The sequence below is a fragment of the Leifsonia sp. 10N434 genome (genome assembly GCF_056394405.1).
This window is the reverse complement of sequence record NZ_JBFTHV010000005.1, coordinates 238,602-252,150: the sequence shown is the minus strand read 5'-3', so window position 1 is coordinate 252,150 and position 13,549 is coordinate 238,602. Positions and strand designations below refer to the sequence as shown.

Annotated in this window: 14 protein-coding genes; 6 read left to right on the top strand and 8 right to left on the bottom strand. The window is 70.7% G+C overall.

Annotation, left to right across the window (positions count from 1 at the left end):
* Positions 1 to 180 precede the first annotated feature (180 nt).
* The 7 genes from purQ to AC1DB1_RS14785 form a co-directional block, all read right to left on the bottom strand.
* Positions 181 to 879 (bottom strand): phosphoribosylformylglycinamidine synthase subunit PurQ, encoded by a 699-nt coding sequence (purQ, locus tag AC1DB1_RS14815; protein WP_477201349.1) that lies wholly within the window; start codon positions 877 to 879, stop codon positions 181 to 183.
* Complete coding sequence (purS, locus tag AC1DB1_RS14810) at positions 879 to 1,139, bottom strand: phosphoribosylformylglycinamidine synthase subunit PurS (protein WP_271175818.1); 261 nt, start codon at positions 1,137 to 1,139, stop codon at positions 879 to 881. Before purS ends, purQ begins: the two co-directional genes overlap by 1 nt.
* A gap of 87 nt (positions 1,140 to 1,226) precedes the next feature.
* Entirely contained in the window at positions 1,227 to 2,039 is an 813-nt protein-coding gene (locus tag AC1DB1_RS14805) for a PaaX family transcriptional regulator (protein WP_477201348.1), read from the bottom strand.
* A gap of 26 nt (positions 2,040 to 2,065) precedes the next feature.
* On the bottom strand, positions 2,066 to 3,331 hold the full coding sequence (locus tag AC1DB1_RS14800; protein ID WP_477201347.1) for a kynureninase: 1,266 nt from the start codon (positions 3,329 to 3,331) through the stop codon (positions 2,066 to 2,068).
* On the bottom strand, positions 3,328 to 4,374 hold the full coding sequence (locus AC1DB1_RS14795; protein WP_477201346.1) for an amidohydrolase family protein: 1,047 nt from the start codon (positions 4,372 to 4,374) through the stop codon (positions 3,328 to 3,330). The genes AC1DB1_RS14800 and AC1DB1_RS14795 overlap by 4 nt, the downstream gene beginning before the upstream one ends.
* The gene (gene kynA / locus AC1DB1_RS14790) at positions 4,371 to 5,231 is read right to left on the bottom strand and encodes a tryptophan 2,3-dioxygenase (protein WP_271175813.1); all 861 of its coding nucleotides are present in this window, start codon (positions 5,229 to 5,231) and stop codon (positions 4,371 to 4,373) included. Before kynA ends, AC1DB1_RS14795 begins: the two co-directional genes overlap by 4 nt.
* Before the next feature lie 118 nt (positions 5,232 to 5,349).
* Positions 5,350 to 6,069: an MBL fold metallo-hydrolase gene (locus AC1DB1_RS14785; RefSeq protein ID WP_477201345.1), complete on the bottom strand. Its 720-nt coding sequence runs from the start codon at positions 6,067 to 6,069 to the stop codon at positions 5,350 to 5,352.
* Positions 6,070 to 6,107: 38 nt separating this feature from the next.
* Between AC1DB1_RS14785 and AC1DB1_RS14780 the strand changes: the two genes are divergently transcribed.
* From AC1DB1_RS14780 to AC1DB1_RS14755, 6 genes are all read left to right on the top strand, one after another.
* Positions 6,108 to 6,668, top strand: a complete 561-nt coding sequence (locus tag AC1DB1_RS14780; RefSeq protein ID WP_477201344.1) for a TetR/AcrR family transcriptional regulator — start codon at positions 6,108 to 6,110, stop codon at positions 6,666 to 6,668.
* A gap of 163 nt (positions 6,669 to 6,831) precedes the next feature.
* Complete coding sequence (locus AC1DB1_RS14775) at positions 6,832 to 7,797, top strand: HAD family hydrolase (protein ID WP_477201343.1); 966 nt, start codon at positions 6,832 to 6,834, stop codon at positions 7,795 to 7,797.
* Positions 7,794 to 8,966 (top strand): zinc-binding dehydrogenase, encoded by a 1,173-nt coding sequence (locus AC1DB1_RS14770; RefSeq protein ID WP_477201342.1) that lies wholly within the window; start codon positions 7,794 to 7,796, stop codon positions 8,964 to 8,966. Before AC1DB1_RS14775 ends, AC1DB1_RS14770 begins: the two co-directional genes overlap by 4 nt.
* A 146-nt stretch (positions 8,967 to 9,112) precedes the next feature.
* A complete protein-coding gene (locus AC1DB1_RS14765; protein WP_477201341.1) occupies positions 9,113 to 9,751 on the top strand; it encodes a uracil-DNA glycosylase in 639 nt (212 codons plus the stop codon).
* Between the two features lie 308 nt (positions 9,752 to 10,059).
* Entirely contained in the window at positions 10,060 to 10,641 is a 582-nt protein-coding gene (locus AC1DB1_RS14760) for a PadR family transcriptional regulator (protein ID WP_477201340.1), read from the top strand.
* Between the two features lie 14 nt (positions 10,642 to 10,655).
* The gene (locus tag AC1DB1_RS14755) at positions 10,656 to 12,422 is read left to right on the top strand and encodes a DHA2 family efflux MFS transporter permease subunit (RefSeq protein WP_477201339.1); all 1,767 of its coding nucleotides are present in this window, start codon (positions 10,656 to 10,658) and stop codon (positions 12,420 to 12,422) included.
* A gap of 115 nt (positions 12,423 to 12,537) precedes the next feature.
* Here AC1DB1_RS14755 and AC1DB1_RS14750 read toward each other — a convergent pair whose 3' ends face one another.
* Complete coding sequence (locus tag AC1DB1_RS14750) at positions 12,538 to 13,428, bottom strand: VOC family protein (RefSeq protein ID WP_477201338.1); 891 nt, start codon at positions 13,426 to 13,428, stop codon at positions 12,538 to 12,540.
* Positions 13,429 to 13,549 lie beyond the last annotated feature (121 nt).

Genomic DNA, 13,549 nt, shown 5'->3' with positions numbered 1-13,549 from the left:
CGCTGCTTGTTCGTCTGCGGCGGCGCTGGTTGTTCGTCCGGGGCGGCGCTGGTTGTTCATCCGGAACCTGCCTTCGACACGCCGCGCGAGGGCGCATGGTTCCGGAAGGATGGCGCCCGCGGGGCCGGGTGTTCCGGAGTTGTGAACCGACGGTCGCTGGACGAACGCGGCCACCGACTGCTACGCCGCGAGAACCGTCGCCTGCAGCACCGAGGTGAAGAACGTGAGGCCGTCGGTGCCCGAGCGCATCGCTGCGGCGGTGTCGGGGCCGAAGCCCGGTTCGACCGCGTGCTCGGGGTGCGGCATGAGGCCCACCACGTTGCCGCGATCGTTGCGCACACCGGCGATGTCGTTGAGCGAGCCGTTCGGGTTGACGCCCTCGTAGCGGAACGCCACCAGGCCCTCGCCCTCGAGGCGTGCGAGCTCGTCGGCGGAGGCGATGAAGCCGCCCTCGCCGTTCTTGAGCGGGATCACGATCTCCTGGCCCGGCTCGAAGCCGCTGGTCCAGGGGGTGTCGGTGTTCTCGACGCGCAGCGCCTGGTCGCGGCGGATGAAGTTGCCGTGGTCGTTGCGGATCAGGCCGCCCGAGACGAGGTGGGCCTCGGCGAGCATCTGGAATCCGTTGCAGATGCCGAGCACGGGCATGCCCTTGCCGGCCGCGTCGATGACCTCGGTCATGATCGGGGAGAGGCTGGCGATGGCGCCGGCGCGCAGGTAGTCGCCATAGCTGAAGCCGCCGGGGAGGACGAGGGCGTCGACGCCCTGGAGGTCGTGCTCGCCGTGCCAGAGGGCGACGGCTTCTGCGCCCGCGAGGCGGATGGCGCGGAGGGCGTCGCGGTCGTCGAGCGAGCCGGGGAAGGTGACGACGCCGACGCGCATCAGGCCTGCACCTCGGCGGGATAGTGGATGCCGACGACGTCTTCGATCACGGAGTTCGAGAGGATGTCGGCGGCGATCTGCTCGACGGTCGCACGAACGGCGTCATCGATCGGCCCGTCGACGGTCAGCTCGAAGCGCTTGCCGAGACGGACTCCGCTGAACTGGGTGTGACCGGTGCGGGCGAGGGCGCCGGCGACGGCCTTCCCCTGGGGATCGAGCAGCTCGGCCTTCGGCATGACTTCGACAACGATCGTTGGCAACGTTCACTCACCTTCACAGGGGTCGGGGATGCACCGATTCTACCGGAGAGCCAGAGGCGCGCCGTCAGGCGGCGACGCCGTGCGGGGTCAGAGCGCGACGCGCCTCGCGCAGGCCAGCGCCCGCGGCTCCAGGGCGGCGCGCAGCTCGGCGAAGCGGGCGGCACTGGCGGCGGCGGGCCAGTCGTCGGGGAGGGCGGCCGCCGGAAGCCCGGGATCGAGGTACGGGATCACCCGCCACTCGTCGAGCACGCGAATCCACTGGGCGAACGCGGCCCGATCGTCGACCGGATGCGCGGCCGAGGCGAAGCGTTCCAGGAACATCTCGTGGGCGGCCCGGATGCGGTCGAGGTCGTACCAGAGCGCCAGGCCGCTGCCGAGCGGGCCGCGTGCGCGGGCGTCGGCGAAGAGCACGCACTCCTGCTGCAGAGCGAGCTCGGTGAGCATCCGGTCGATCTCGGGTTCGAGGTGCTGCGGGGCGATCCAGAGTCCGTCGGCCACGGTGCCGCAGCCGAGGGCGGCGAGCCGGCGGCGCAGCTGATGGCGCTGGTCGCGGCGGTGCTCCGGGATCGAGAACGAGAGGAGGCACCAGCCGTCGTCGCCGGCGGGCCGGGTGTCGAAGATCCGGCGGTCGCCGCGCTCGAGCATCGGGACGGCGGCGGGGTCGAGCGCGTATCCGGCGACCGCTCCGTGCGGCTCGCGCACGAGCACCCCTCGGGCGCACAGCCGGGTGAGGCTGGAGCGCGCCGTGCTGGCGGGCACGTCGAGGGCGTCGAGCAGGGCGACGGCACCGGATGCGGTCATCCAGCCGCCGAGCGGACGCAGAACGCTTCCGACGACCGTGCGCAGCAGCGCGGTCGAGCTGCCGGTGCGCGCCTCGAGGTCTTCGCGGCCCTCACTCATTCGTGAGGTCGCATTCGTGCGGTCGCTCACTCATTCGTGAGGTCGCCGAGGGCGTCGCGGATCGCGGCCACGCCCAGATACGTCTCCTCGAAGCTCGTGCTCAGCGGTGAGAGACCGATGCGCAGGCCGTTCGGGTCGCGGAAGTCGGGGATGACGTCGCGCTCCCACAACAGCGCGGTCGCCTCGCGCATCGCCGGATGGTTCACGGTCACGTGGCCGCCGCGACGCTCCGCATCCCGCGGGCTCGCGACCGTGACGCCCAGGGGACGCAGCCAGTCGTCGGTGAGGGCGATGGCGAACTCGGTGAGCGCGATGGACTTGGCGCGCACGGCATCCATCCCGCACTCGGCGATCATCGCGACCGTGTCCTGCATCGCGAGCATCCCGACGATCGCGGGGGTGCCGCTGAGGTAGCGGCGGGCGCCCGTGGCCGGCTGGAACTCGGGACCCATCAGGAACACGTCGGCGGCGCTCATCCAGCCCTGGATCGGCTGCGTCAGCTCGCCCTGCAGGTCAGCGCGCACGTAGCCGAAGGCGGGCGAGCCCGGCCCGCCGTTGAGGTACTTGTAGGTGCAGCCGACCGCGACGTCCACGCCCCACGCGTCGAGTTCGAGAGGGACGGAGCCGACGGAATGGCAGAGATCCCAGAGCACGAGCGCGCCCGCGTCGTGGGCGATGCGCGTGATCGCGGGCACGTCGGCGAGGAAACCGGAGCGGTACGCGACATGGCTCAGCACGACGAGCGCGGTCTCCGGGCCCACCACCTCGGCGACCTGCTCGGGCGTGACGCCGGCTTCGGTGTCGGCCTGGATCCAGCGCAGGGTCAGGCCGCGCTCGCGCGCGATGCCATCGAGGACGTAGCGGTCGGTGGGGAAGTTGTCGGTGTCGACGACGATCTCGGTGCGGCCCGGGCGGGCGTCGACGGCCGCGCGCGCCAGCTTGTAGAGGAGCACGGTCGTCGAGTCGCCGATGAAGGTCTGGCCGTGTGCGGCGCCGAGCACGGTGTCGGCGATCGCGTCGCCGATCGTGAACGGCAGCTCCATCCACTCCTCGTCCCATCCCCGGATGAGCCGGTTCCCCCAGCCCTCGACGAGGAAGCGCTGGATGCGGTCGATACTCGCCCGGGTCGGACGGCCGAGGGAGTTGCCGTCGAGGTACGCGACGATGTCGCTGGAGCCGTCGTCGATGCCGGCGAAACGCGTGCGGTAGCCGGCGAGCGGGTCGGAGGCGTCGGCGGCGCGGGCGGCGGCCAGATGGTCCGTGAGGTCGGTGGGGTCGGTGCGGTCGGTCATGCGTCTCCTCCGGGGATGGTGGTGATCGTCGAGGCGGTGGCGCCGCGGGCGGTGGCCAGCCAGGCGGGCAGGTCTGCCTCGTCGGCGGGCGGGGTGGTGGGCAGCCAGGCGAAGCGGGGGCCGAACGGTGCGCGAGTGAGCGGATCGGGCCCGGCGATGGTGCGCACGAGAGCGGTGCCGTCGAGGCCGGCGGCGGCGAGATCGGCGAGCTCACGCGCGTTCACGCCGGTCGCAAGCGGACCGTTACCGAGGTCCGTGCCGTACAGGATGCGTCCGCCCGCGTCGGCGAAACGGCGCAGGTTCTCGATCGCGGTCGCGAGTTCGGTGGTTGGCCGTCCCCAGCCGTGGATGTCGAGGGTCGAGACCCAGCTCACGCCGGCGTCGACGCATCGCCGGATGGTCGTGTCGTCGACCCGCTCGGTGAACGGGGTGTGGGCCAGCTGGTCGGCGCCGGCGGCGATCGCACGAGCGGTCTGCCCATCGCCCTGCGCATGGACGGTCACCGGGAGGCCGCGCGCGTGAGCCTCCTCCACAATCGCGGCGAGAGTCGCGTCGTCCACGGTTGGTCCCGATTGGGTGTTGAGCGTGACCTTGATCCGCGAGGCTCCCCACATGACTTGTTCACGCACCGCAGCCACCGCATCATCCGCGTTCCTCAGCTCGGCCGACGACCCGGGAGGTCCCCAGCCGGCATTGACCGGATACCCGCCGGGAGCGGTGAGCAGCGCCCCGGCGATCGTGACGGCCGGATGCCCGGGATCGGCGTCGAGCCACCCTGCGGCGACCTCGGGGATCCAGCCGAGGTCGACGGCGTCGGTGATGCCGTTGGCGAACATCACGGCGGGATCGGTGAGTCCGAGATGCGTGTGGTGGTCGGTCAGGTGCGGGATGAGAGCGCCGCCGAGTTCGTGATCGGCCGCATCCGCTTCGGCGAGCTGGAGCGTGCCGCCGCTGATCGTGAAGACGGTGCGGCCACGGAAGCCGTCGCCGTCCCACGCTGCGTCGACGCCGATGGTGCGGCCGTCGGCGGTCGCGTCCGTCATCGTGGCGCGCCGATCTCCGTTCGCACGGCGAACAGCTCGGGGAAGAACGTGAGCTCGAGCGCCTTCTGCAAGAACGAGACGCCGGTCGATCCGCCCGTGCCCGTCTTCATGCCGATCGTGCGCTGCACCGTCTTGAGGTGCCGGAACCGCCAGAGCTGGAAGTTGTCCTCCAGATCGACGAGTTCCTCGCATGCCTCGTATTCGGCCCAGTGGTCGGCGGCGTTCTCGTAGATGTCGCGGAAGACAGGGACGAGCTCGGGGTGGAACGTGTACGCCTCGGTCACGTCGCGGTCGAGCACGCTCGGCGGGATGTCGAACCCGGCCCGATCGAGGTAACGGAGGAACTCGTCGTAGATGCTCGGCGCCTCGAGCAGCTGGGCAAGGAGCGCCTGGGCGACCGGATCGCTTTCGAACACGCTCAGCATGCGGCGGTTCTTGTTGCCGAGCACGAACTCGACGGCCCGGTACTGGTACGACTGGAAGCCGGACGAGTTGCCGAGGAAGCCGCGGAACTCGGCGTACTCGGTCGGTGTGAGCGTGGCGAGCACCGACCACTGCTCTGTCAGCGTCTTCTGGATGTGCTTGACCCGGGCGATCCGCTTGAGTGCAGGGGCCAGTTCGTCGGCGCGGAGCAGGTCGCGCGCCGACTCCAGTTCGTGCAGCACGAGCTTGAGCCAGAGCTCGGTCGTCTGGTGCTGGATGATGAACAGCAGCTCGTCGTGATGCTCGGGGACGCTCACGGGCTTCTGCGCGCTCAGCAGGGTGGGGAGGTCGAGGTACGAACCGTACGACATCCGCTCACGGAAGTCGGTGACGATGTCGGGATCGAACGCGCGCGTGTTGTCATCGGCGGTCATGTTGCAATTCTGCGTCGATCGTCACAAAACTGCAACAGACACATTCCGCGCCGAGGCGCGGTTGCCCGCACCTGTCGCGGTTGCGGGCACTGACGCGGGTGCGGGCAGGGATCGGCCCCTAGCGCCGCTTCTCGGCCTCGCGGTACGCGGCGACGAGTGCGGGCGCACCCTGGGTCCACACCGGTCCGTGACCCGGGACCACGAAGTCGACGTCGAGTCCGGCCAGCCGCTCGAGCGAAGCGGAGGATGCGGCCTGATCGTCGGTGAAGGGCGCCGGCTGCGGTCCTGTCTCGCCGGTCAGCACGCTTCGCGTCGTGAGCTCGTCGCCGACGAACACTGCGCGCACCGCTGGCACGTGGATCGCGACGCTGCCGGGCGAGTGACCGGGCATCCCGATGATCACGGGAGCGCCGGGCAAGGCGAGGACCTCGCCGTCGTCGACCGGCACGACCTCCTTCACCGCAGGCATCCGCACCCCGCCCTTGCTGATCGCGTACGCGAAGAAGCCGAGCATCGGTCCCAGCCGGCGGGGGTCCTTCGGCGGCGGCGGCGGTTTCTCGCCCATCGCCCGCGCCGCGTCGCCGGCGCCGACATAGACCGGGATGCCGAGCTCGGCACGGAGCCGCTCGGCGAAGCCGGTGTGATCGCTGTCCCCGTGCGTCAGGACGATTCCCTTGATGTCGGAGAGCGGGCGGCCCAGAGTGGCGAGTTCCTTCTTCAGGTCGCCGTAGTGCCCGGGCAGTCCCGTGTCGATGAGGGTCATCCCGTCGTCGGTCACGACGAGATGGATTGCGACGATGTCAGTGCCGATGCGGTGGAGGCCGGGTGCGAGTTCCATGATGGCTATGATAGTTAGCTATCGAGAGGAGATGCAAGATGCCGACTCCGGACAAGACGTCGCGCGCTGCGATCGTCGCTGCGGGTCGTGAGCTCGTCGAGCGCGCCGGCCTGGACGGGCTCACCATGCAGGCCGTGGCGGAACGGGTCGGCGTGCGTGCGCCGTCGCTGTACAAGCGGGTCCGCGACCGGCGCGAGCTGTTGGCGCTCGTCGTCGCGGCGACCCTGGGCGACCTCACCGCCCGCCTCGAGGCGCTGGACGAACATGCCGATCCCACCCGTCGTCTCGCGGAGCAGGCGGACGCCCTGCGGAGGTTCGCGCACGAGCATCCCGTCGGCTTCGGACTCGTGTTCGCGGCACACGGCGCACCGCAGCCGGAGCAGGCGGCGGTGGTGCGCAGTGTCGCCCCGCTGCTCGACGCCGTCGCGGCGCTGACCGGCCCCGATCACGCCCTGGACGGGGCGCGCCTCGTGACGGCCTGGGCGAACGGGTTCATCACGATGGAGCTCGGCGGGCTGTTCGGACTCGGCGGCGACGTCGAATCGGCCTGGCGATGGGGGCTCGACCGGATCGTCGCATCGCTCGCCGCCGAGACCTGAGCCGAGCGAACTGTCCTGAGCCCGGAGCGGGATGCCGTGCGCCGTTCACCTGCGCGTAACCCGGCGTTGCTGCTACGGACCGACCGCGCTTCTAACGTCACAGGCAACGTTTGCGGCAGAGCATCGGCAGGGGACGATGCCTCCCGCTCAGAAAGGCAGCACCATGACGACGCGCGATGGACTGATCACTTCCGAGTTCGACGATGCGGCGACGTTCGACGATGACGTCCCGCTCGACGAATTCGGCGATCTCGACGCCGACGACCTCGACGACCGTCGGGCTGACGACGCCGATGACGACGACTGGGACGACGACGAGGAAGAAGCCGACGAGCTGGACGTCGACCTCGAACTCGTCGTGTTCGGCCTGGCCGGCACGACCGTGATCGACGACGACGTGCTGAACGGGGCGTTCGAGTTGGCGCTCGCGGCATCCGGGATCGGCGAGACCCCGGATGCTCGAGCCGACGCGCTCGACTACCTGCGCGAGACGGCGGGACAGCCGACCCTGGCGGTCTTCCGCTCGGTCGCACGCGATGACGAGCAGGCGCAGCACGCCAACGCGGAGTTCGAGGGTGCGTACGCCGCGCTGGCCGCGGAGATCGGGCTGCGTCCCGTCCAGGGCGCGGAAGATCTGGTCCGCCGCCTGAGGGAGAGCGGCGTGCGCGTCGCGTTCACCAGTGTGTTCTCGCGGTCAACGCACGACGCAGTGCTCGACGAGCTCGGCTGGCAGGATCTGGCGGACGTGTCGCTCACGCCGGCCGAGGCGGGGCGCGGTCGGCCGTTCCCCGATCTGCCGCTCACGGCGCTGCTGCGCACGGGCGCGAGCAGTGTCGAAGGCATGGTCGTCGTCGGTGACACCGCGAACGACATCGTTGCCGGGATCGCGGCCGGCGCCGGGCTCGTGGTCGGGGTGCTCACGGGCGCCGACGACGAGGACACTCTGTTCGCCGCCGGGGCCGATGCGGTCATCCCGAGTGTCGCGGACCTTCCCGAGCTGCTCGGCTTCGAGGCGCACCAGGCGCCTGAGGCGCACGACGCGCACCAGACGCACGAGGCGCACGAGACGCACGAGGCGCACCAGGCGCGTCAGGCGCACCAGGCGCCCCCAGCGAACGTCCTCCGGTGACCGTCAGGGCGGTCACGCCGCGCATCGTCGAGCCTCCGGCGCGCGGCAAAGGGGTCAGCGTGTACCCATCCGCCACCGCGATGGTGTGGCCGGGCGCCGGTCACCTCCACGAGGCGGTGGCCGTGCCGGGCGTGCGGCTCTCACCGGGCGATGCCCTGGTCGAGATCGAGCTGGCGACGATCTGCGGGTCGGACCTGCACACGGTGGCCGGTGATCGTGAGGCGCCCGCTCCTCTCGTGCTCGGGCACGAGCAGGTCGGCCGTGTCGTGGCGCTCGGGCGAGGCGGGGCGACCTCCACCGACGGGCACCGGATCTCCCTCGGGGAGCGCATCGTGTGGTCGGTCGCGGTGCCGTGCGGCCGCTGCACCCGCTGCCGCCGGGGTCTCCCGCAGAAGTGCGCGAACCTGCAGAAGTACGGGCATGAGCGGATGCGCCGCGGCTGGGAGCTCTCCGGCGGCTTCGCCACCCACGCGCACATCCTCGCGGGAACACCGATGGTGCCCGCGCCCGACGACCTGCCCGCCGCGGTGCTCGCCCCGGCCTCCTGCGCGACCGCCACCGTCGCCGCCGCGCTCGAAGCCGCATCCGCGATCACGCCGCTCGACGGGGCCGTCGTGCTCATCGCCGGCGCCGGGATGCTCGGTCTCACGGCCGTCGCGATGGCCACGGACTCCGGGGCGCGCGTCGTCGTGAGCGACCCCGATCCGGCACGTCGTGATGCGGCGCTCACGTTCGGGGCGGCGGCCGTCTCGGACCCGACGGTGGCCCCGGACTCCGCTCTCGGGCTGGCCGCCGCGATCGTGCGCGCCGGCGGCAGGGGCGCGGTTCCGACCGTCGCACTCGAGCTGTCGGGCACCGCGAGCGCGAGGAGCACGCTGTTGTCGGCGATCGACGTGGGCGGGGTGCTGGTGCTCGTCGGCTCGGTCTCGCCTGGTCCCGAGCTGCTGGTGGATCCGGACCAGCTGGTGCGCCGGCTGCTGACCGTGCGCGGCGTGCACAACTATGCGCCGCGGCACCTGGAGCAGGCGGTGCGCTTCCTCGCTCAGAGCGGGACGCGCTATCCGTTCGCTGAGCAGGTCGGGCAGACCTTCCCGCTCTCCGAGGTGGATGCCGCGCTCGCCGCCGCAGCGACCGGCGCCTCTCCCCGCGTCGCGCTGCGCCCGCACTGACGCCGCTTCTCCGCTCGTCCGCTCGTCCGTCCGTCCGTCCGGGCGGCAGGCGTCGAGTCCGGTAGAAATCAGGTCTACCGACTCGCGAGCATGATTTCTCCCGGACTCGATGGCGGCGGCATCCGGTCGTGGGGGATGCTGGGGGTGTGGGTGACACGGCGGACGACACGTTGGACGAGTTCTTCGCGCGCCTCGCCGCCGTGCCCGCACCGTCGGATGCCGAGTTCCTGTACGCCGACGACGAAGCCGGCCGGATGCGCGCGCGGAACCTGCGGCGCTACCTCGACGGCGTCGGGCGCAGTGCGTCGATCATGCTGCTGGGCGAGGCGCCGGGCTGGCGCGGGATGACGGTCACCGGCGTCCCGTTCGTGTCGGCACGCGAGGCAGCGCCCGACGGCCCGGCCACGCGCGCGATCGGTCCGCTGGAGCTGCCGGAGCACCCGCAGGCTCCGTGGGAGGCGTCGAGCCGTGTCGTCTGGGCGGCGCTCGCGTCGTGGGAGGGGCCGCTCCCCGTCACCTGGCCGATCTACCCGCATCATCCGTTCGTCGCCGGCGATCCCCTCACCAACCGCACGCCGCGCCCGCCGGAAGTCCGCGCGGGCACGGCGGTCGCGCTGGAGCTCGTGCGAGCGCTCGGCATCGAGACGGTGGTCGCGGTGGGGCGCAAGGCGCAGGGTGCACTCGCGGCGGAGGGCGTCGCTGCGCAGGCGATCCGCCATCCGGCGCAGGGCGGCGCCCGCCTCTTCACCGAGCAGCTCGCCGAACTGGGGCGCAGCCGCCGCTGACCCGTCGCGCCGTCGCCCGTCGCCGCCCCGCCCCGCGCCCGCGCCGCCTGCCGGCGTCGACTTGCGTCGAATGTGCGGATGCGCACCCGACCGACCGCACATCTGACGCAACTCGATGCGGGCGCCGGCACGGGTGTCGGTGGCGGGTGGCAGGCTCGGAAACAAGCAGGTCGGAGGGTTGACAACGAACTAGTCCGCGCCGTATATTCCATGTGGAATAATCAAACGGGAGCAATTCTGATCCCGCCAGTCGCCTGCCGCCGTCGCCCCGTGCTCCTCTCCCTCCTCGAAAAAGGACTCCCCTCCGCATGCCTCCCGCTACGTCTCTCACGCCCCTCGGCGTCGCCGCGCTCGCGCTGCTCGCCGAACGGGCGATGCACCCGTACGAGATGTACCAGACGCTGATCCAGCGTTCGGAGGACCGCTGGGTCAAGGTGCGCCCGGGTTCGCTCTATCACACGGTCGACCGGCTCGCCGGGCAGCAACTGGTCCGGGCGATCAGCACCGAGCGCGAGGGCAACCGCCCGGAGCGCACCACCTACGAGATCACCGAACAGGGGAGCCTGGCGCTGAGCGAGCGGGTCGCCGGCATCCTCGGCACTCCGATCAACGAGTACCCCGAGTTCCCGCTCGGACTCGGCGAGGCGCACAACCTGCCGATCGAGACGGTCGTGCAGCTGCTGCGCACCCGCGTCGCCCATCTGCAGGCCGACCGCGACCTCATCGAGAAGGGCATCCAGGATCTCGAGGCGAGGCGACTGCCGCGCAAGTACTGGATCAACGCCCAATACATCCGGGCCATCCGCGAGGTCGAACTGACCTGGCTGGAGACCCTCATCGACGACCTCGAATCAGGCGTACTGTCCTGGTCCGAGGAGAAGCCCCACTGAGAGAGACAACACACATGCAAAAAGAACTGAAGCCGTGGCCGGCCCTCTGGGCCCTGGTCATCGGGTTCTTCATGATCCTCATCGACACGACCATCGTGTCGGTCGCGAACCCCGCGATCATGAAGGGCCTGGATCTCGGCACCGACTACAACGCCGTCATCTGGGTGACGAGCGCCTACCTCCTCGCCTACGCCGTTCCGCTGCTGATCACCGGACGTCTCGGTGACCGCTTCGGCCCGAAGAACCTCTACCTCATCGGTCTCGTGATCTTCACGATCGCGTCTGCCTGGTGCGGATTCTCCGGCGTGCTGCCGGGCGGCGGCATCGGGATGCTCATCGCAGCCCGCGTCGTGCAGGGTCTCGGCGCCGCGCTCATGACGCCGCAGACGATGGCCGTCATCACCCGCATCTTCCCGCCCGACCGCCGCGGTGCGGCGATGGGCCTCTGGGGTGCCGTCGCCGGTGTCGCGACGCTCGTCGGACCGCTGCTCGGCGGCGTGCTCGTCGATGCCCTCGGCTGGGAGTGGATCTTCTTCATCAACGTGCCCGTCGGAATCGTGGCGTTCGTGCTCGCGATGCGTCTCGTCCCGAAGCTCCCGACGCACTCGCACAGCTTCGACATCCTCGGCGTCGTGCTGAGCGCCGTCGGCATGTTCCTGCTGGTGTTCGGCATCCAGGAGGGAAGCACGTACGACTGGGGCGTCATCGCCGGGCCGATCACCGTCTGGGGACTCATCATCTCCGGCATCGTCGTGCTCATCGGGTTCGTCGTCTGGCAGGCCTACAACAAGAAGGAGCCGCTGCTTCCGCTGAAGCTCTTCCGCGACCGCAACTTCTCCCTCTCGAACGGTGCCATCACCACCGTCGGCTTCGCCGTGACCTGCATGTCGCTGCCCCTGGTGTTCTACTTCCAGACGGTCCGCGGCCTCACCCCGACCGAGTCGGCGCTGATGCTCGCTCCGACCGCCGTGTTCTCCGGCGTGCTCGCTCCGTTCGTCGGAAAGATGATCGACCGGGTGAACCCGCGCTACTTCGCGACGACGGGCCTCGTGCTCTTCGCCGTCGCGCTGTTCTGGTTCTCGCGTCTCCTGACCCCGGATGTGTCGATCTGGTGGTTGCTCGCTCCGAGCGCCCTGCTCGGCATCGCGATGTCCGGAGTGTGGGGTCCGATTTCGACGACAGCCACGCGCAACCTTCCGATCAACCAGGCCGGGGCCGGCTCCGGCGTGTTCAACACGACGCGCCAGGTCGGTGCGGTGCTCGGTTCGGCGTCGATCGCGGCCCTCATCTCGGGCCGCCTCGCGGTCGACCTGCCCAAGGCGCCCGGTGGCGCATCCGGTAGCGCGGGGTCCGTCGTCGGCGGTACCGAGCTGCCCGAATTCCTGCACGCCGGCTTCACGCAGGCGATGTCGGAGTCGCTCCTCCTGCCGGCGGCCGTCGCCTTCCTCGGCGCGCTGATCGTGGCGTTCTGGCAGAAGCCGAAGCCGCCCGCGTGGGGTCCGAACGCAGCGAAGGCGCAGGATGCTCCTGCCGGAGCCGGTGCGCCGGTCACCGGGTCGGAGCCCGTGCCGGTGGGCGCTGGTGCGCCGGCCGAGTCGGTCGCGACCGAGGCCGGGACCGCTGCGGCGACGCACGGTTCGCATGCGGCTCCGGTGCCGGTGGATGCGGTGCCGCACGGTTCGCACGCCGCCGACGTTCCCCCCGTCACCGACCTCGCTCCCGACCAGGAGCCGCCGCACGGGCTGCACGCCGCTCCTGCCCCGACGACGGCAACCGACTAGCGCCGACGTCACCGCTTGATGAAGGAAGCCCCGGCCGACTCGGCCGGGGCTTCCGTCGTTCCCGCACGCACGCACACCCGCACGCGCCGAGTCGATGCGACTCAGGGGCCTGCGGTCAGGAGGTCGCGACCACGGCGCGCACGACGTTCGCCCACGGGTCGTCGAAGGTGACCGAGCGGCCGTCGTCGCGCGCCTCGATGCCGTAGTGCCGCATCCGCTCGCCGAGCTCGCCGAGATCGTCCGCCTGCGGAACGTGGATCTCCACCTGGCCGAGACCCAGGGCGAGCTGCCGGCGGCCGGCACCGCGGCTGTTCCAGGTGTTCATCGCCATGTGGTGGTGGTAGCCGCCGGCGCTCACGAACAGCGCCTGGTCGCCGAGCGCGGCCGTCGTTGCGAACCCGAGCCGGTCCACGTAGAACTCGCGGGCGGATGCGACATCGCCGACGGAGAGGTGCACGTGCCCGACCACGGCCGAGCCGAAGGGCGAACCGCCGCCGGGAGCGCCCTCCGTCGCCAGCGCGGCGCCGCGATCGGTGAGGTGCTCGCGCAGGAAGTCGTTCGGGTCGAGGTACAGCGTGCCCATCTCGACCTGGCCGTGCGTCCAGCTCCACGTCGTGCGGTCGCGATCCCAGTAGAGCTCGACGCCGTTGCCTTCGGGGTCGGTGAAGTAGAACGCTTTGCTCACCAGGTGGTCGGCGCTGCCGGTGAACGTGCCCGGTGCTCGCGTCGCCACCGAATACACCGCTGCCGCGAGCGCCTCCTCGGAATCGAAGAGCACCGCGGTGTGGAACAGACCCGCCTCGTGCGGCGCTGCATGACGCAGTTCTGGCGCGTGCTCGAGGATCACCACCGGCGTCGAGCCGCGGCCGAGGATCGTGCTGCCGCCGGCCTGGGCCAGCAAATCGAGGGTCACGGCATCGCGGTAGTACGCGGTCATCCCGTCAAGGTCGGCGACGCGCAAGGTCACGGCGCCCATGGCGGAGTCGGCGGGGAGGAGCTCGGTCATACCTTCACCAACGCCCATGCGAACGCATATATTTCGGATGCGCGACCCGGACACGCGAACCGGATGCGCCCCCATGACGGTGCGGAAGAGGCAGGTGCCGCTACTGTGATCTGGCTGGCGT